The 18,608-nt window shown below is 54.2% G+C and carries 14 protein-coding genes; 6 read left to right on the top strand and 8 right to left on the bottom strand.

All coding sequences use genetic code 11. The features are described from left to right. Positions 1-20 precede the first annotated feature (20 nt). Together ggt and WKJ03_RS02465 are read right to left on the bottom strand one after the other, a co-directional pair. Positions 21-1,694 carry a gamma-glutamyltransferase gene (ggt, locus tag WKJ03_RS02470; protein ID WP_337840568.1) on the bottom strand — a complete coding sequence of 558 codons (1,674 nt, stop codon included), beginning with the start codon at positions 1,692-1,694 and terminating at the stop codon, positions 21-23. Between the two features lie 133 nt (positions 1,695-1,827). Continuing rightward, the gene (locus WKJ03_RS02465; RefSeq protein ID WP_337840567.1) at positions 1,828-3,027 is read right to left on the bottom strand and encodes an MFS transporter; all 1,200 of its coding nucleotides are present in this window, start codon (positions 3,025-3,027) and stop codon (positions 1,828-1,830) included. Between the two features lie 182 nt (positions 3,028-3,209). Here WKJ03_RS02465 and WKJ03_RS02460 point away from each other — a divergent pair, with 182 nt between their 5' ends. Beyond that, the gene (locus WKJ03_RS02460) at positions 3,210-4,181 is read left to right on the top strand and encodes a sulfite exporter TauE/SafE family protein (RefSeq protein ID WP_337840566.1); all 972 of its coding nucleotides are present in this window, start codon (positions 3,210-3,212) and stop codon (positions 4,179-4,181) included. Between the two features lie 42 nt (positions 4,182-4,223). Here the strand turns inward: WKJ03_RS02460 and WKJ03_RS02455 are convergent, their stop codons facing one another. Further along, a complete protein-coding gene (locus tag WKJ03_RS02455; protein ID WP_337840565.1) occupies positions 4,224-5,588 on the bottom strand; it encodes a class II fumarate hydratase in 1,365 nt (454 codons plus the stop codon). Positions 5,589-5,872: 284 nt separating this feature from the next. On the opposite strand from WKJ03_RS02455, the gene WKJ03_RS02450 reads away from it, so the two are divergent. Both WKJ03_RS02450 and WKJ03_RS02445 read left to right on the top strand, forming a co-directional pair. After that, on the top strand, positions 5,873-7,324 hold the full coding sequence (locus tag WKJ03_RS02450) for a mannan-binding lectin (protein ID WP_337840564.1): 1,452 nt from the start codon (positions 5,873-5,875) through the stop codon (positions 7,322-7,324). A 126-nt stretch (positions 7,325-7,450) separates the two neighbouring features. Then, the gene (locus WKJ03_RS02445) at positions 7,451-7,906 is read left to right on the top strand and encodes a DUF4826 family protein (protein ID WP_337840563.1); all 456 of its coding nucleotides are present in this window, start codon (positions 7,451-7,453) and stop codon (positions 7,904-7,906) included. Here the strand turns inward: WKJ03_RS02445 and WKJ03_RS02440 are convergent. Then, on the bottom strand, positions 7,903-8,445 hold the full coding sequence (locus tag WKJ03_RS02440) for a hypothetical protein (protein WP_337840562.1): 543 nt from the start codon (positions 8,443-8,445) through the stop codon (positions 7,903-7,905). The genes WKJ03_RS02445 and WKJ03_RS02440 overlap by 4 nt on opposite strands. A 13-nt stretch (positions 8,446-8,458) precedes the next feature. Beyond that, positions 8,459-8,824: a PadR family transcriptional regulator gene (locus WKJ03_RS02435; protein WP_337840561.1), complete on the bottom strand. Its 366-nt coding sequence runs from the start codon at positions 8,822-8,824 to the stop codon at positions 8,459-8,461. 271 nt (positions 8,825-9,095) lie between these two features. Here WKJ03_RS02435 and katG point away from each other — a divergent pair, with 271 nt between their 5' ends. Further along, entirely contained in the window at positions 9,096-11,273 is a 2,178-nt protein-coding gene (katG, locus tag WKJ03_RS02430; protein WP_337840560.1) for a catalase/peroxidase HPI, read from the top strand. Between the two features lie 46 nt (positions 11,274-11,319). On the opposite strand, the gene WKJ03_RS02425 is transcribed toward katG, so the two are convergent. Together WKJ03_RS02425 and WKJ03_RS02420 are read right to left on the bottom strand one after the other, a co-directional pair. Beyond that, positions 11,320-12,900, bottom strand: coding sequence for an amidohydrolase family protein (locus WKJ03_RS02425; RefSeq protein WP_337840559.1), 1,581 nt, complete (start codon positions 12,898-12,900; stop codon positions 11,320-11,322). Between the two features lie 361 nt (positions 12,901-13,261). Beyond that, the gene (locus tag WKJ03_RS02420; protein ID WP_337840558.1) at positions 13,262-14,014 is read right to left on the bottom strand and encodes a class I SAM-dependent methyltransferase; all 753 of its coding nucleotides are present in this window, start codon (positions 14,012-14,014) and stop codon (positions 13,262-13,264) included. 136 nt (positions 14,015-14,150) lie between these two features. Between WKJ03_RS02420 and WKJ03_RS02415 the strand changes: the two genes are divergently transcribed. Both WKJ03_RS02415 and WKJ03_RS02410 read left to right on the top strand, forming a co-directional pair. Beyond that, on the top strand, positions 14,151-16,052 hold the full coding sequence (locus WKJ03_RS02415) for an AsmA family protein (protein WP_337840557.1): 1,902 nt from the start codon (positions 14,151-14,153) through the stop codon (positions 16,050-16,052). A 91-nt stretch (positions 16,053-16,143) separates the two neighbouring features. After that, the gene (locus WKJ03_RS02410) at positions 16,144-17,004 is read left to right on the top strand and encodes a hypothetical protein (protein WP_337840556.1); all 861 of its coding nucleotides are present in this window, start codon (positions 16,144-16,146) and stop codon (positions 17,002-17,004) included. A gap of 39 nt (positions 17,005-17,043) precedes the next feature. Here WKJ03_RS02410 and WKJ03_RS02405 read toward each other — a convergent pair whose 3' ends face one another. Then, positions 17,044-18,519, bottom strand: coding sequence for a SulP family inorganic anion transporter (locus WKJ03_RS02405; RefSeq protein WP_337840555.1), 1,476 nt, complete (start codon positions 18,517-18,519; stop codon positions 17,044-17,046). Positions 18,520-18,608: the final 89 nt, after the last annotated feature.

The raw sequence follows: 18,608 nt of genomic DNA, 5'->3' as shown, positions 1-18,608 counted from the left end.
TGGCGTCTTTAAGCGCTGAGTTAATAATGAATCACGCGGGCAACCCCGCGTGAACGTGGATCGGCCGCCGCCTGGACCACGGCATCCCGGATTTGAATGGCCTGTACGTCGCCTAAATTCCAGCTTTGGATCTGCAGCTGATAACCACGTTTTGTCAGTTGCTGCTGCACGTCGCTGGCCAGCGGGCCATAAGGCTCCATATTGATTTGGTCTTTCGGCAGCAACTGGTGGTGAAAACGCGGAGCCGCCACCGCCTGTTGCAGCGACATACCCATATCGTACAGGTTGCTGATCACCTGAAACACTGAGGTGATAATGGTGGAGCCACCCGGCGTACCCACCACCAGTTCCACCTGGTTCTTTTTGACCAGCAGGCTGGGGCTCATCGACGACAACATACGTTTGCCCGGCGCTATCGAGTTGGCGTCGTTGCCGACCACGCCAAAGGCATTGGGCACCCCGGCTTTGGCCGAAAAATCATCCATTTCGTTATTCAGTAAAAAACCAGCCCCTTCGACCACCACACCGCTGCCAAAATCCAGGTTCAGGGTGTAGGTGTTGGACACTGCATTACCGGCTTTGTCCAGAATGGAAAAATGCGTGGTGTGGTAGCCTTCCAGCCCCGGTTTCACCTGGGTTGTCGCCGAAATGGCGGTGGGATTAATTTCTTTGGCGCGTTGGTCCAGGTAAGCAGGGCTCAGCAGTTGTGCGACCGGCACTGTGACAAAGCCGGGGTCGCCTAAATACTGGGCCCTGTCCGCATAGACCCGTTTTTCCAGTTCGGCCATCAAATGCACATACTGGCTGCTGTTATGGGCGACTCCCTGAAAGTCCGCCTGGCGGCGTTGTTTCAGGCCCAGCAACTGGCCAATGGCGATGCCGCCTGAGCTTGGCGGCGGCGCGCTGATTAAGGTTTTGTCTTGCCATGGCATTTGCAAAGCGTCCCGCCAGCCAGCCCTGTAAGCGGCTAAGTCGGCCATGCTGATCAGGCCGCCACCGCGCTGCATTTCGGCCACCAGCAGTTGAGCAGTTTTGCCTTTGTAAAAATCGTCCGGCCCCTGGTCGGCAATCCGGCTCAGGGTTTGCGCCAGCTCCGGTTGCTTAAAGGTCTGTCCCGCCTTCATGCTGCCAAAATAGGCGGCGAAATTGGTTTTCCCCTGCAGTTGCTGCAACAGATCAGCGCGGTACTGATACTGATTTTCGGCGACGATAAAGCCCTGTTGGGCGTAAGCAATGGCTGGCGCCAGCAGTTGTTTCCACGGCAGGCTGCCAAATTTCTGATGCGCCAGCCATAAACCCATCACAGTGCCGGGCACTCCGCTGGCTTGATGACCAATCAGGCTTAAATCTTTAATCACCTGTTTGTCGGCATTCAGGTACATATCGCGGTGGGCAGCGGCCGGCGCGGTTTCGCGGTAATCGAGGAAGTAGGGCTGGCCCTTGAACCAGATCAGCATAAAGCCGCCACCCCCTATATTGCCGGCTTCCGGGTAGGTTACGGCCAGGGTAAAGGCAGTGGCTATGGCGGCGTCGACCGCATTGCCACCCTGACGCAGGATTTGCTCCGCGACGTCAGCACCATAACGATCCGGTGACGCCACAGCGCCAGCCTGAAGTGCAGGCGCTGCCTGGGTGATGGACTGGACCAGACACAATACAAGCGCCATTGCTGTGGTTAAAAAACGGACTGCCATTTGAACCTCCCTGAACACTGTCTGGTCTGTTGTAACTTTTCAATCCGAGAATTTCAAGGGCAGGGGCCCGGCGCCCTGTCCGTCGGAGCGCTTTGGGTTGTACCTGCTGTGTTGGGAGGCGGACTGGGGGGCGTCAGCGGTTCCGCATTGTGGGCAGCAGGGCAGTGATGATGCCAAGCAGAGGTAAATAAGCGCAATAATCCACCACCTGCACTATGGATGAGTGATCGGCCCAGGCGCCCAGGCCCGCAGCTGCAATACCACTGATTCCAAACATCAGGCCGAAAAAGATGCCGGAGACCAGGCCAATTTTATGTGGCACCAGTTCCTGCGCCAGCACAATAATGGCGGAAAATGCCGAGGACAACACCAGACCAATCAGCACGGACAGCACGGCTGTCCAGGCCAGGTTGCAGTAAGGCAACAGTAAGGTGAATGGTGCAGCGCCAAGAATAGAAATCCAGATCACCGCTTTACGGCCGATTTTGTCGCCGACAGGGCCGCCGACGAAAGTCCCGAAAGCGACAGAGGCCAGAAACACAAACAGATACAGCTGCGCATCGGCCACCGACAGGGCAAATTTTTCTATCAGGTAGAAGGTGTAGTAATTGGTCAGCGCCGCCATATAGATGTATTTGGAGAACACCAGCACAGCCAGTACCAGCAAGGCGCCTTTCACCTGAGCCGAAGTTAAATGGCTGAAATGGGGCTGTTTTTTGCTGCCTTTTAAGCTGGCACCAGAGCGGATGGTCCAGCGGCTGACCGCACTGAGCACCGCAATACCCAAAATGGCAAACAGAGTAAACCACAAAATGGCATCCAGCCCACGCGGCAGAATAATGGCGGCCGCCAATAAAGGGCCGAAGGCAGAGCCAGTATTTCCTCCCACCTGAAAAAACGACTGGGCAAAACCAAAACGGCCGCCGCTGGCCATACGGGCCACCCGCGAGGCTTCCGGATGAAAAGTGGACGACCCCATGCCAATCAGCGCAGACGCCACCAGCAAGCCTGCAAAGCTGCTGCTCAGGGCCAGCAATACCAGGCCCACTAAGGTAAATACCATACCGGTTGGCAATAAATAAGGCTTGGGGTGTTTGTCCGTGTAGAGGCCGACCGCAGGCTGCAGCATGGACGCCATCAGCTGGAAACACAGCGTAATTAGGCCAATCTGGGCAAAACTCAGGTCGTATTCGGTTTTCAGCAAAGGGTAAATCGACGGCAGAATGGCCTGTATCAAGTCGTTTAGCAGGTGCACAAAACTGACGGCTGCCACGACAGGCAAAATGGTTTTTGTGGCATCAAAGCCTGAGGTGTGCTGGGCAGGGGCGTTCATTCAGACAGCTCTGGGGGTGAAAAGCCGGTAGTATAAAACTCAAACCGGGGGGAAATCACGCTGAAGCTGCCAGGACACGGCGAAATACGTCCGATGAAGGGGCCCGCAAAATTTGCCGCAGTGGCTGTTCAGTTTCAGGCGAAACAGGTATAACACTGGAAGCCCTTTCAGGAGACTTTTGCATGTTTCTTTACCCCTGGTTCCGTTTTTGGTTTGTCGCTGCTTTGCTGGTATGGCTGGGGCTGTTCTTTCGTTTTAACGATCTGGCTTTTTTGGCGGACCACTGGTTTTACCCGGCCATTATGGTGGTGGGCGCTTTTGTGGCGGGTTCCACCCCTGAAGGCGGTGGCGCTGTGGCGTTTCCTGTGCTGAATATTTTTTTGCAGATTGACCGTGTGATGGCGCGGGATTTCAGCCTGATGATCCAGAGCATTGGCATGACCAGCGCCAGTATTTTTATTTTGTGCAGCACGCCGGACCGGCGGGTGTTTAAGCCACTGCTGTGGATGATCCCAACTTGTTTTGCCGGTTTTGTGTTGGGTATGCAGCTGTTGCAGCAACTGCCGGTGTACATTATTCAGGCGCTGTTTTTAAGCCTGATCACTGCCTTTGCACTGGTGTACAGTCTGGGGAAACACCGGGGTTGCCAGGCTGAACTGCGTACTCCCAAAGGCTATGAATGGGGATTGCTGCTGATGGTGTTGGTGGCTGGAGGCATGTGTGCCAGCCTGTTTGGCACAGGGGCAGACATTATTCTGTACACCTTGCTGGTGACACTGTTCCGGATGCAGGAAAAACGTGCAACCCAGCTGGCCATCATGCTGATGGCGGCGATCAGTGTGTCAGGTTTTATCTGGCGCGGTCTGGTTGAACAGCAACTGAGCGGTTATCAAATTCAGACCTGGCTTTGTGCTTACCCTGTGGTGCTCTTTATGGCGCCTTTTGGTGCGCTGGTGCTGGCGAAGGTAAACAAAGAGCTGATGCTCAAAGGCATCGCCATCCTGAATCTGGCCCAGCTGGGTTACTTTCTGTTTTACAACCCGTCGGAAGGCAAATGGTTGTGGGCCAGCCTGTTTATGCTGGTGCTGAGCCTGGCGTTCAGTTACGCCATCTGGCGGCTGGGGCAACAAAAAGTGGTGCAGGCGGCCGGATAAAAAAAGCCCGCTGCAGCAGCGGGTTTGGTCTTGTTTCTGCGCTTAGTTGGCCAGCCGGGCCGGGTCCAGCAGTGCTTTCAGCTGCTCTTCAGTGAAGTCAGTGTGTTCCAGCGCCACCTCCAGCACAGGTCGTTGCTGCTGGTACGCCTGTTTGGCGATAGCTGCGGCTTTTTCATAACCAATCACCGGGTTCAATGCGGTGACCAGAATGGGGTTACGCGCCAGCGCTTTGGCCGTGGTGTCGGCCCGCACTTTCAGGCCAACTATGGCTTTTTCCGCCAGGGATCTCAGACTGCCCGACAACAAACTGATGCTGTCGAGCAGGTTGGCTGCCACCAGAGGCAACATCACATTCAACTCAAAGTTACCGGACTGGCCTGCAATGGTAATAGCGCTGTCGTGGCCTATCACCTGGGCAGACGCCATAGCCACAGCTTCCGGGATCACTGGGTTCACTTTGCCCGGCATAATGGACGAGCCCGGTTGCAGCGCAGGCAGTTCAATTTCAGCCAGGCCTGCCAGTGGGCCTGAGTTCATCCAGCGTAAATCGTTGGCAATTTTCAGCAGCGCCACCGCCAGGGTTTTTAAGGCGCCGGACGTCGCCACAGCCACATCCTGTGTGCTCAGGCTGAAAAAGAAATTCGGGCTTGGGGTAAAAGCCAGGCCGGTTTGTTGACTCAGCGCTTTGGCAAAAGCCGGGGCAAAATCCGGATGGGCATTGACGCCTGTGCCAATAGCGGTGCCGCCTTGGGCCAGGTGCTGCAAATGTGGCAACTGCGCTTGCAGTTGTTGTTCAGCGTGGCTGAGTTGAGCCTGCCAGCCGCTGAACACCTGGGCAAAACGCAGTGGCATGGCATCCATCAGATGGGTGCGGCCGGTTTTCAGAATATGACCTTGTTGCTCCGACAGCTGGTTCAGTGCCTGTTGCAACTGAACCAGCGCAGGCAATAAATCACCGCTGATGGCTAAGGCGGCACTGACATGAATGGCGGTTGGAATGGTATCGTTGCTGCTCTGGCCTAAATTCACATGGTCGTTCGGGTGGATTTTTTCAGCGGCTATACGGCTTGCCACTGTGGCCAGCACTTCATTGACGTTCATATTCGAGCTGGTGCCGGAGCCGGTCTGATAGACACCCACCGGATATTGCCTGAGGTCTGTGTGTTCCAATTGGGCTTCGGTCGCTTTGACGATGGCATCACTCTGGCGGGCCGTTAATAAGCCAAGCTCCGCATTGGCAAGGGCTGCGGCTTGTTTGATCAGTAACAAAGCGCGGATAAAAGGCAGTGGCAGGCTGGCCGGGTGCAGTTGGAAATTCTGTACGGCCCGTTGGGTCTGAGCCTGATACAAGGCATCTGCAGGCACTTCCAACGCGCCCATGGAGTCATGTTCAATCCGGTAGTTCATGGTCAGGTTCCTGTTGAAGCCAATGGCTCTTTCTTCATAGTGGGTGGAGAACCCATTCAATTCAAGCCAGGCAGCTGTTTTATGTGGGTCCGATACGCACTGAAGCAGGCCCGTTTGACAGGCTGATCGTCGTTGAATTAGATGATTCTAAGTTTCTTTTTTTTCATTTAGTTTCAAATTTGGATAACATCAACTAGTGTATCTAAAACAGAAAATCGATTGGTGGATGGGCTGCCGGTTGCATTGTCTGTTTTCACAACAATGAAAAGGAAGGAACACCTGCTATGAATACCACCAGAACCCTTGTTGGTGCCAGCTTATTGCTGGCTGGATTTTGTGCTCCAGCCATGGCTGATACCAGTTGCCCTGTGGACCCAAGCTGGCTGAGCAGTCCCTCAATGCCAACAGAAGTCAAACAAAGTGCCGGACCCGGCGATTCAACCTTTTGCGATTTCTACCAGTTTTCGACGCAAGCCTATTTATACCTGATGTCGCAAAATAGCCAGGGCCAACGCAATTTTATGGACCCCAGCCAATACGCCGTGCTGGAATTTGACAACCAGGGCAATCCGGCCAATTCCTGTGACGCGACGGTGACAGGGCCGACTTTACGCACCAGCCTGGATAAAGCGGACAGCACCTCCATTTCGACCGAACAGGCCGGTGATGGTGCCACCATTTATGCACAGGACGGCAATGTGGTGTATTACGATGTGCGTTTTAACAAAGCCATGTGTAACTTATCTGGCAGCGCTGTTGAGCTGCAAAAACAAAACCTGATTAACTTTCCCGGTGGCACCACCGAAATTAAAGCGGCCTGGAAAGTGTTGTCAGCTTCTGAAATCAGCAGCGGCAATTTTGTCACTCAACCACTGACGATCAGTGGGCAGCCTCAAACCTTAGGTTTGGTCGGTATGCATATTGCCATTGCCACCCCGGATCATCCGGAATTTATCTGGGCCACCTTTGAGCACCAACAAAACTCACCAGACTGTGAGCCTCAACTGGTTCCTGCCAACTCGCAGTGGACCTTTGCCAGCCAGAGTTGTGCTGCTGGTCTGACTGGTTCGCTGACCGATCCCAAGCTGAACTGCAACTTTAATAATCCTCCGGAAAACCAGACAGCCCCAACAGGCACCCCGACCAATATCTGCCGGGTGTTTCCGTACGGCACAGGGTCAGGGGATTTAAAAGCGGATCAGAATCTGGCCGCTATTACTGCACAAAACAGTGGCCTGGATACGTTGCTCAGTGGCAGTTCGGTGCCCGCCGGTATGGCCGTGTTAAGCAAGTACTTTAACGTGGGGGCGTTGTGGGTCAGTAATATTGCCCAAAGCTCTGGTGGGCAGGGGGTGCCAAATGAGCGGGGTTCCTTACGTCTGGCTAATACGGTGGCTGAAACCACTTTTCAGCATGTGAATCTGAACAGCGCCAGTTTTGCCAGTAACTGCTTTGGCTGCCACAACTTTGTCGGCACAGGCCAGACGGTGAATAACAATATCACCAGTCAGAATCTGAGCCATACCTTTTTGGATATCGTCATAGGCAAAGGGGAAGCCATTGATGTGACCTCAACAACTCCCATTGGCAGCAACAGCGCCGCTCAGGGCATTTGTCAGGGCACCACAGCCAATCCAGGCGTTTGCCCCAATGCGGCCAGTAATCTGAAATGGAACGGCCAGTGGACCAATATCAACAGCAGCGCTGGTTCTGTCTGCGGTTGTGTCGCGCAATAACTCAATCGTGATCAGCCCCGGCTCCCGGGGCTTTTTTCTGACATTTTTTTTCCGGTATTATTTTTCTTGCCGCTGACGCCCGACTTACCGACAATGCTGCCTTGAACACTTCTGAGTAACACTGATATGCAACTGGATGAAACCGACGACTGGGCCTGGTGTGAGCAGCTCTACCCGGCTGTGGTGGCTTATGTCACAACACAACAAATTCAGCACGGCGAAATTTGCGACTGGCCCGAGTGGGACTGTGCGCCTTATCTGAGCTTATGGGCGGTGGAAGACCCGGACGATCCAGGTTTTGTCGGGCACTGGATCCTGGCCGGGGACAGCAGTGGCACGCAGCCCCAGCCTGTGCCTTTTGATCATTTACCTGCCACAGATCTGGCGGAGCCCCGTGAAGCTTTGCAGGCTTTTGCGAAAAAATGGGCCGCTTTGGCGGCCGGTGCCGTTAAAGGGCAAGACTGGCAAGGCAGCCCGGTGGTGCCTGGTGATCTGGCAGACCGCGCCCGGCAGCTCAAACGCCAGGCTGAACTGCTGCAACAGCTGGCCGAAGACGATGAGCTGTGGCAGGACGACGATTAAAGTTGCTTTTTCAGCACCTGTAGTACCTTTCGGGTAAGCCAGAACACCGCAAGGCTGGCGATAGCCGCGACGGGCACCAACGCAAACCCCAGTACTTCCAGCTCTGCTGGTTTGGGGTCGGCCATAATGCCCAGGGTCACGGCTTCACCTGCCGATTCCGACCAGACCCCGACATGCTCTGGCCAAAACAGTTTAGCCAGAGCTGTGATCAAAAGACTGATGGCGACCACACCACCAAATACAGCCATTGAAAAATACAGGCTGTAGGTGACGCCCCGTTTTACCTTTGTCATGGCTTTAAAGCCTGTTGGCAGTGGAGCTCCTGTCGTCAGGTGGGCAACATAATGCGCCGCCAGCTCGCGGGGTGAACCAAAGCCTTGCAGCACTGTGTGGATATCTGTCTCCGGTTGGGTCTCCAGCACATCAAACAAATGGCTTTCTATTTCCCGCAGCACATCGTTGCGTTCCTGATGGCTCAGTCGGGAAAGGTACAGCTCAAGTTGCTGCAGGTACTGTTGCACTGTGGTATGGGTTTGCATCTAAGTTTCTCCTTCACTCAGCTGAGGGGATACAGACAGGCGACAACAACTGCTCAATGTCGGCCACGGATTGGCGCCACAGCTGGAGCAGGGCGGCCAGCCGCTCGACGCCAGCAGGGGCCAGGCTGTAATACTTACGTGGTCTGGTGTCATGTTCCTGCACCCAGACAGCGTCGATCAGGTCATCCCGTTTCAGTCTGTCCAGCAAGGGGTATAGGGTGCCTTCACTGATGGCTGTGGATCTGTACTGTTGCAGTTGTTTCAACAGCTCCAGCCCGTACAAAGTGCGCTGTTGCAACAGGGCCAGAATGACCAGTTCCAAGGTCCCTTTACGCAACTGGGCTTCCCATTTGTCAGAATTTTTGTCTGTATCTGTCATGGTTGATACTCAGTGATACAAGTTACTATGTATTGCATAGTAACTTGTATACCATAAATAGAAAGGATGCAAGCGGCTGGTCTGGCGACAGCTCAGACATTCCAAATGGCCATTGAAGATAGAAGGATAATCCTGTTTTATATCAATAAAATCGATTAGGGCTGTTCATTTAACTTTCTTTCTGTTGTCAAAAAAAGGGGCTAAGGTTTATAGCACCCAAGGGGCGAACCAGACCCTGACTAACGTGATCTCAACGATGAGGAAAGTATTGATGGATAAATCTACCGGAACCTGTCCGTTCGCTCATGGCGCTAAAACAGTGACGGCTAATGCTTCAGAGCAGTGGTGGCCTAATGCGCTGAATCTGGACATCCTGCATCAGCACGACAGTAAAACCAACCCTATGGACCCGGATTTTAACTACGCCAAAGCTTTTGCGTCGTTGGATTTGGCCGCAGTCAAAGCCGATTTAAAAGCCTTAATGACGGTGTCACAGGACTGGTGGCCGGCCGACTGGGGCCATTATGGTGGTTTAATGATCCGCATGGCCTGGCACAGTGCCGGTACTTACCGCATTGCGGATGGCCGCGGTGGTGGTGGCACTGGTACTCAGCGTTTTGCCCCTCTGAACAGCTGGCCGGACAACGGTAACCTGGATAAAGCCCGCCGTTTGTTATGGCCCATCAAGAAAAAATACGGCAATAAACTGTCCTGGGCCGACCTGATGATCCTGGCTGGCAATATGGCTTATGAGTCGATGGGTTTTAAAACCTTCGGTTTTGCCGGAGGCCGCGAAGATGTCTGGCATCCGGAAAAAGATATTTATTGGGGCTCGGAAAAACAGTGGCTGGCGAAAAGCGGTGGCGAAGGCAGCCGTTATTCTGGACAGCGTGATCTGGAAAACCCCTTGGCCGCCGTGATGATGGGTCTGATTTACGTGAACCCTGAAGGGGTGGACGGCACCCCGGATCCGTTAAAAACAGCTCAGGATATGCGGGTGACTTTTGCCCGTATGGCGATGAACGACGAAGAAACAGTGGCGTTAACGGCCGGTGGCCATACAGTTGGTAAAGCTCACGGCAATGGCAATGCGGCCAATTTGGGCCCTGAGCCGGAAGCCGCCGCTATTGAAGAGCAAGGTTTCGGTTGGGTGAACAGGCAAAGCCGCGGTATTGGCCGCGATACGGTCACCAGTGGCGTGGAAGGGGCCTGGACGACTCACCCGACTAAATGGGATAACGGCTTCTTTAAAATGCTGATGGAATACGACTGGGAATTGACTAAAAGCCCGGCCGGTGCCCATCAGTGGAAGCCGGTGAACCTGAAACCTGAAGATACCCCCACGGATGTGGAAGGTGGCCCTGGCAGTACTAGGGTGGTGATGACAGACGCTGATATGGCGCTGAAAGTGGACCCGGAGTACCGCAAAATTTCCGAGCGTTTCTATAAAGACCAGGCCTATTTTGAAGAAGTCTTTGCCCGTGCCTGGTTTAAACTGACGCACCGTGATCTGGGCCCGAAGAGCCGGTATTTAGGCCCGGATGTGCCGGCTGAAGATTTAATTTGGCAGGACCCGATCCCGGCGGTGAATTACACCTTGTCCGACGCTGAAATTGCAGAGCTGAAGGCAAAAATTCTGGCGACAGGCTTGTCGGTGGCAGAGCTGGTTGCAACGGCCTGGGACAGCGCCCGCACTTACCGGGGCTCGGATTACCGTGGCGGTGCCAATGGGGCCCGTATCCGGCTGGCTCCACAGAAAGACTGGGAAGGCAACGAGCCAGCCCGTCTGCAAAAGGTGTTGACCGTGCTGGAGCAGCTGCAGGCTGGGCTCAGCAAAAAAATCAGTCTGGCCGATTTAATAGTACTGGGCGGCAGTGCGGCGGTGGAAAAAGCGGCCAAAGATGCCGGAGTCAGTGTGACAGTGCCTTTTGCGCCAGGTCGTGGTGATGCCACGCAAGAGATGACGGATGTGGAATCCTTTGCGGTGCTGGAACCGCTGCATGACGCCTACCGCAACTGGCTGAAACAGGATTACGTGGTGAGCCCGGAAGAAATGATGCTCGACCGCACTCAGTTGATGGGTCTGACGGCCGCTGAAATGACGGTGCTGGTTGGTGGTATGCGGGTGTTGGGCGCCAACCATGGCGGCAGCAGCCATGGTGTCTTTACGGACAGGGTGGGCGTGCTGAGTAACGACTTCTTTGTCAATCTGACGGACATGGCCTTCAGCTGGAAACCTACAGGCAAAAACTCGTACCAGGTAGTCGAACGTAAAACCGGTGTGGTGAAATGGACGGCCACCCGGGTTGACCTGGTGTTTGGTTCCAATTCTGTGCTGCGCTCTTACGCTGAGGTGTATGCGCAGGACGATAACAAAACCAAGTTTGTGCAGGACTTTGTCAAAGCCTGGGTTAAGGTGATGAATGCGGATCGTTATGATCTGAAGTAATCAGCGAGGACGAAAGGAAAGGGCGGCATGGACCGCCCTTTTGCCTTTATGGCTTGCTGGTTTGGGCTTTGGCGTGCCGCACCATCTGGCGCACCTCCGCCAGCAGTTGCTGGGCGTCATACACAATGCCGTCTTTCACTGTGTACCTCACCCCTTTACTGCGTTCGGGCTCGTTATTGGCGTTGAGCCGGTAATGACCGGTGCCAAACAGCACTTTGAAATTGGCCAGCGGGTTTTCCGCCACCACGACCAGATCCGCCTTTTTACCCGGCAGCAGACTGCCAATGTCCTGTTCCATGCCCAGCGCCTCAGCACCGTTGCGGGTGGCGGCCTGGATCACTTCCAGCGGATGGAAGCCAGCCTCGCGCAGCAGCTCCAGCTCCTGAATGTAAGCAAAGCCGTAAATTTTGTAGATGTAACCGGCGTCAGACCCTGCAGTGATGCGGCCGCCATGGTTTTTAAAGTCATTTAAAAAACGAAACCAGAGGCGGTAATTTTCCCGCCAGGCCACTTCCTGTTCAGTGCCCCAGTCGAACCAATAAGAACCATGGGCATAGCGGTTGGGTTTAAAGAAATTGGTCAGGGTGGGCAGGGTGTAGTCCTGGTGCCAGGGTGCGTTACGTTGAGCTTCGGCGTCGCGGCTCGCTTCGTAAATGGTCAGGGTCGGGTTGATGGTCAGGTTCAGCTGAATCAGCTCATCCCGTACCGCATTCCATTTCTCAGAGCCTGGTTCTGCTGCCTGTTTCCACAATTCACCGGCAGCGCTGAATCTGTCCTGTTCGTTCTGGTAGTTGTAGTTCAGGGGGTAATTCTGAATGGTCTGGCCGGTAAACAGCGCTTCGGGCAAACCGTACCAGTGCTCCATGGACGTCAGCCCCATACGGGCGCTGTCGAGCACATTGGTGCTCATCACGTTCAGCTGGGCATGGTGCATCATGGTACCAAGCTGTTGCTTTTTGGCTTCATCCAGGGCGGCAGCAATAATGGCGGGCGGTGCCCCAAAAAATTTAATACCTGCGGCTCCGGCTTTTTTCACATCCTTGACCCAATCCCGCGCCTGTTCTGCACTGAAAATGGGTTTACCCAGGCCCTGACCAAAGCCGACATAAGGCACAATACGGGGCGCGACAATAAGGTTTTGCTCCGATGCTTTGGCATGGCGCAGGGTCCAGGCCAGGCCATTAAAACTGCCGGGCTCCCGCACTGTGGTAATGCCATGCGCCAGCCAGAGTTTAAACACATAGTCGGCCGGAATGCCGTTGGCACTGCCGCCTATATGACCATGCATATCAATAAAACCCGGCAGTACATACATACCGGTTAAATCCATTTCTTTATCACCAGGCTGGGCTTGAGGCCGGTTTTCTGTCAGCACAGGCACGCCAGGGTTACCCACTGTGACAATGTCGGTGATACGGTCTTTTTCAATGACCATATCCACGGGGCCGACAGGCGGCGCGCCTTCGCCACTGATATAGGTGACGCCGCGTAAAATCAGCCGCTTATAAGGTCCATCGCCCTGCTGGCGCTCTGTGGCGGATGGGGTTCGTTCGGGGGCAGGTGCAGCGGCCAGGCTGACACTGAGGCATAACAACAGCAGATGGCAGAGTCTGGTGAATGCAGGCATCTGAATTCCTTGCTTTTATAGTAGGGCTTGTTGACGTTTCAGGGTTGTTTTTGCAGCAGTCTGGCCGGTTTTTATGCCAGGCAGTGCGAGTGCAATGTAGTTATTCTACATAAACGAGTACTAACGCAGCAGAAAGACCGGCCAGGCGCTGCCCTTCGGGTTCGTCTGGCGGCGCTCTGCACTTTGTCACTCGTCGCTCATTTAGAATAACTAAACTTCACTCCTCATTTCGCGTTCAGAACTCCGCCAGAGCGAACAAAATTTAATCTCGAAACGTTAACAAGCCCTAGTGAAATTACTATGACAAGGTGGCCGCTGTGCTGCAACAGAACCGGATGAAAAGTACGCTGGGTGCGGTGGGCTAAGGCTGTTTTTTTACACAAACGACCAGTGCGTTTCCGGACTGACCATTCCAGGGCACTATTTTCTGGTAGTCGTGCTCCAGCAAATGGACCTCAAAATAAGGCTCGAGATAGTGCAGCAACAGATCAAAGCTGGTTGCGACCATGGTGTGGCTGTCCTGCCAGATTTCGCTCTGGTCCGCCTGGCGGCGCACAATGGATAACTTCAGCTGTTGTTGTGAACCCTGGCCCGGATAATACCAGCTGGACTGGAATAAAAAATGGCTGCCATGCTGCAAAGCACTGTGCTGTTGCACCGACTGGTTGTCGATGTGGTTTTTGTCCACAGTGTTAAAGCAAAACAGCCCCTGCGCAGCCAGTGCCTGATGGATCAGTGCAATACATCGCTGCAACCGCTCTAAGGTGGCGCAGTAGTGCAGTGAATATAAAAAGCAGGTAATCAGATCCACAGGTTCTGTCAGACTGAACTCACACATATCGCCCTGCGAGAACAAGGCTTCCGGGCAGCGTTGCCGGCCTTGCTGCAGCATGGGCTCATTCAGATCCAGCCCCTGGCATTGGTAGCCCAGGTCCAGCAATTGCCGGATATGCGGCCCTGTACCGCAGGCTAAATCCAGATGCCGCATGCCGCCATTGCCAAACAGCTGTTGCAGCCGGTGAATAGCCCGGCTTTGTGCCGGGTAATCGACATCGGCACACATTAAATCGTAATAGCCGGACAAGTCGGTGTATAAGGCGTTACTGCTGCTCATAAGGCGGCCCCGAATGGTGAGGGCGCGCATTCTAGCTGGTTTTACTTCCGCCGCCTACTGGCAACAGCTAAAGCCAGGGTTCAGTTAGCAGCTGTTATGCTTAGGTCTTTTCTGATGCAATTGGCAAGGAGCAAAAATGAAATTCGCATTAAAACTGGTGGCTGTTCTGCTGGTGTTGATTCTGGCTGCAGCCTTGCTGATACCGCAGTTTGTTTCCACGGAAAAAATCTGGGCCGAGGTCAGCACTCAGGTGGAGCAACAAACCGGACGCCGCATTGCGGTGGATGGCACGCCGTCACTGACCCTGTTTCCGCAGCTGGGCTTGCAGCTGACAGGCCTGAAGTTTGCCAATCAGCCAGGCAGTCAGGTGGGCACTATGCTCAGTGCAGAGCAACTGACGGTGCGGCTGGACTGGAGCAGCCTCTGGTCCGGCACTGTCAGCATTGATGAGTTTGTACTGGAAAAACCAGCCTTGTATCTGGAAAAAAATGCGGCTGGCAAAGCCAACTGGCACTTGTTTGAACCCAATGCCCCGGCCGGTGCAGCCCAAACTGAAACGCCTGCTTCTGCAGCCATAGCGGATTTACATCTGGGGGATATCCGTATTGTCGATGGCAGCCTGCGTTACGTGGATATGCAGGCTGGCACTGAACAGAAGCTGGATAAACTGCAATTGCAAATAGAGATTGACAGCCTGAAGAGCCCGCTGAGTATTCAGGGGGCTGCAGATTACCGCGGTAAAACGCAAAAGCTGCAACTGAAGCTGGATCATCTGGCGGCGCTGTTGGCCAAAGAGCCAATCAGTCTGGCGCTGCAGTTAGATAATGAACTGCTGGCATTGAAACTGGACGCCAGTTATCAGCGCAATCTGCAAGGGAAATTAGCGCTGGAAGCCGCTTCGTTGCGGGATCTGATGGCCTGGTTTGAGATAAATACCAAGGCAGATACAGAGGTGATGAATGCCTTTACTTTGCGTTCAGACCTGTTGTTAACCGACCAGCAGCTGCAACTGACTGGCCTGACGATGGAGCTCGACAAACTGACGCTGGCCGGCGAGCAGCGCATTGAATTCATGGAACCACTGAGGATCAGCGGTCATCTGGCGCTGAATGCGCTGAATTTGAACCCGTACCTGGGGACTTCAGGGCCCGCTGCTAAGGAACCGCAGGCTGGAGCGGCTGCAGGCTGGGATACCACACCACTGGATTTATCTGCACTGAAGCAAATCAATCTGGACCAGCAGCTGAAACTCGCCGCTTTACGTGTTCAGGACATTCAACTGGGTCAGAGCGAGATGAAATTAGGCCTGAATAAAGGCAAAGCCAGGTTGGAACTGAGCCAGTTGCAGGCGTATCAGGGCAAAGGCATCGCAGCGTTGGAACTGAATGCTGCAGCGACCCCTTATCAACTGGCGGCCAGCTTTGATTTATCCGGTGTCGCGGCACAGCCATTACTCACCGATGCGGCAGGCTTTGATAAATTGCGGGGGACAGGTCAACTCAAAGGCGACCTCGCCAGCAGTGGTCAGCATCAGAAAGCGCTGATGGAAGGCTTAACCGGCACCGTGGCCTTTCGATTTACCGACGGAGCCATCCGGGGAGCCAATATTGCCGCTCTGGTGCGCAGTGCTGAGCAGGCGCTGCAAGGCAACCTACAAGGGGTGAATCTGGATCAAGACTTCAGCAGTTCGGAAGCAACGGATTTCTCCGAATTATCAGTCAGCATTCGTTTCACCCAGGGGATAGGGCAAAGTGATGACCTGCAGCTGGCAAGCCCGCTGTTACGGCTGACCGGCCATGGCAGCCTGAATTTACCTTCGCAGCAGCTGGATTACCTGCTCAGTCCCCGTCTGGTGGCCAGCATTGAAGGGCAGGGAGCCACCCAGCAGAGCCAGGGCTTCTGCATTCCGGTCCGGGTCAAGGGCCCCTGGTCTGATGTGAAAATCAGACCGGATCTCAGTCAGGCGGCCAAAGACAAAGCCAAACAAAAAATTGAAGACAAAGTGAAAGACAAACTGAAAGGCTGGTTAGGTGGCTGATAAAACGGGATAAATGGCTGGCTGTTGTCTTTATTTTAACTAGACTGAGACAACAGTCCGCGCTTTGGGGACGGAACAGGCAAGGTTCATTATGCGCATCGGCTCCATCCTGTTACTTCAATTGATGTTCGTGTTTTCATTCCAGTCTGTGGCAGCCACGCCGGTGGTTTATGCCTGGCCTGAAACTTTATCCTCCGATGAGCGTGGCGACTATCCGGTGGCCTTACTGAAACTGGCGCTTGAAAAATCCGGCGCGGATTACCGGGCGCTCCCCAGTGCCTCAGTGATGACTCAGCATCGTACCTTGCGCCAGGTGAGTAAAGCGCAGGGCATAGATGTGCTCTGGACCATGACCAGCCCCGAACGTGAACAGCAGCTCAGGCCCATCCGTATTCCTATTGACCGGGGTCTGCTGGGCTGGCGTCTTCTGGTCATAGTGCCGGACCGGCTCCATGAGTTTGAGGAGCTGACCAGTGAACAACTGCACCGGTTATTGGCGATTCAAGGCAGTGACTGGCCTGATTTTCCGGTGTTGCAGGCGAATCAGTTCAGGGTGCTGGGCAGTGGTGATTTTGAAGGCATGTTCCGTATGGTGAAGTTCGGCCGGGTGGACTATTTCCCACGCTCTGTGACGGAGATCTGGTCCGAGCTCTCAGAGCGTGAGTCCCTTGGGCTGAGGGTTGCACCTAAATGGGTATTGCATTACATCGCGCCTTTGTATTTTTTTGTGCAGAAAGACAATAAGGAGCTGGCCGCTGCGATAGAGCTGGGGTTGAGGACAGCCATTGAGGATGGCAGTATGCAGGCATTGTTTTTGCGTTGTTTTGGCCCGGCGCTCGATAAAGCGGATTTGGCAGGGCGTACCCGTATCGAACTGATCAACCCCCTGTTACCCAAAGAAACGCCCCTGGATAACGCTGAGCTGTGGTTTGACCCGGTCAAAGGGTATTGATGCAAAACAAAGGAGCCATTACGGCTCCTTTGTCTGGCGTCAGTGCATCAGTTGCTCTATGGCTTCTGGCTTATTATGAACAGCAAACTTATCGACCAAAGTGGCACTGGCCTGGTTCAGGCCTAAAACCTCGGCATCAGTTCCTGCTTTGCGAAACTTCAATACCACCTTGTCCAGCGCGCTGACGGCCGTTACATCCCAAAAATGCGCGTGACTTAAATCGATTTGCACTTTGGGCAGGCCTTCTTTGCAATCAAAAGCTGCAGAAAAGGCATCGGCTGATGTAAAAAATACCTGGCCTGTGACCCGATACAGCCGGCTTTGGCCGTCGGGGCTCAGCTCGGACTGTATGGCCAGCAATTGCCCGACTTTGTGAGCAAAAAACAAGGCGCTGAGTAACACACCGGCGAACACGCCAAATGCCAGATTGTGGCTATACACCACCACCGCTACTGTAACCAGCATCACGAAACTGGAGCTCCGCGGGTTGCTGCGCATGTCTTTCACTGACTGCCAGTTAAAGGTGCTGATGGAGACCATAATCATCACGGCTACTAGGGCAGCCATAGGGATCTGCCCGACCCAGTCACCAAGAAACACGGCAAAACACAACAAAAGGACACCGGCCATCAGGGTGGATAACCGGCTGCGGCCGCCTGATTTCACGTTGATCATCGACTGACCAATCATGGCACAGCCAGCCATACCGCCAATCAGGCCCGAGCCAATATTGGCAACGCCCTGACCAATACATTCCCGGCTTTTGTTACTGTTCGTGTCGGTTAAGTCATCCACTATGGTGGCAGTCATCAGCGATTCCAGTAAGCCGACCAATGCCAGGCCCAGAGAATAAGGGAAAATAATCTGCAGTGTCTCAAAGTTCAGCGGCACTTGTGGCCAGAGGAAAACCGGCAGACTGTCGGGTAAGTCGCCCATATCGGCGACAGTGCGGATCTCTATATCAAAACCAATAGCCACCGCCGTCAGCACCACAATGCAGACCAGCGGCGAAGGCACGGCTTTGGTGACATAAGGCAATAAATAGATAATACCCAGACCTGCGGCTGTCATGGCATAAACAGGCCAACTGACGTCGGTCAGCTCTGGTAACTGGGCCATAAAAATCAGAATGGCCAGTGCGTTGACGAATCCAACGACGACGGAGCGTGAGACAAAACGCATCAGCTCCCCGAGTTTTAATAAACCAAACAGAATTTGCAGCACGCCACAGAGCAAGGTGGCGGCTAGCAGATACTGCAGGCCATGTTCTTTCACCAGCGTCACCATCAGCAGTGCCATGGCGCCTGTGGCGGCAGAAATCATCGCAGGGCGGCCACCGGCAAAGGCGGTGATCACGGCAATAGCGAACGAGGCGTACAGGCCGACTTTGGGATCGACTCCGGCGATAATGGAAAACGCAATGGCTTCCGGGATCAGTGCCAGTGCAACCAGCACGGCACAAAGCAGGTCAGCACGCAGGTTATAAAACCAGTGCTGTTGTAAATAAGACCACATAGGCGACCTGTCACAATTTAAATCAACGGATGCAGCGACTGGCAGAGACACAAAAACTGCGCTCCAGCTCACTGCGCTTTTTGTGTTCA

The organism is Rheinheimera sp. (assembly GCF_037442525.1).
Classification (GTDB): Bacteria; Pseudomonadota; Gammaproteobacteria; order Enterobacterales; family Alteromonadaceae; genus Pararheinheimera.
Note: the sequence above shows the minus strand (reverse complement) of the source record. Positions and strands in the feature narration are given on the sequence as shown.